A 265-nucleotide genomic window follows, 5' to 3' on the forward strand; every position below is an offset into this window, starting at 1 on the left:
ATGTTGGGCGGCACCGACTGCTGGCCGAAGATCAGCCGGTAGAGGAAATAGGCGAGGCCCGACGAGAACAGCGTCACGCCGATGCCGCAGACATGCTGGCTGAGGCCGAGCGCCACGGTGAACAGCGCATGCAGCGCGCCCATCAGCATGCCGGTCAGCACTGCCGCCAGCACGCCGAGCCACAGGCTGCCGCTGAGGCTGGCGGCGGTGAAGCCGGTCATCGCCGACAACAGCATGATGCCTTCGATGCCGAGATTGAGCACGC

General features: G+C 66.4%; 1 pseudogene. It reads right to left on the reverse strand.

Annotated features, from left to right (window positions below):
- A pseudogene (locus EOB49_RS35420) lies at positions 1 to 265 on the reverse strand (ABC transporter permease); the annotation flags it as partial.

The organism is Mesorhizobium sp. M7A.F.Ca.MR.148.00.0.0 (assembly GCF_003997735.1).
In the GTDB taxonomy this organism is placed as follows: Bacteria; Pseudomonadota; Alphaproteobacteria; order Rhizobiales; family Rhizobiaceae; genus Mesorhizobium.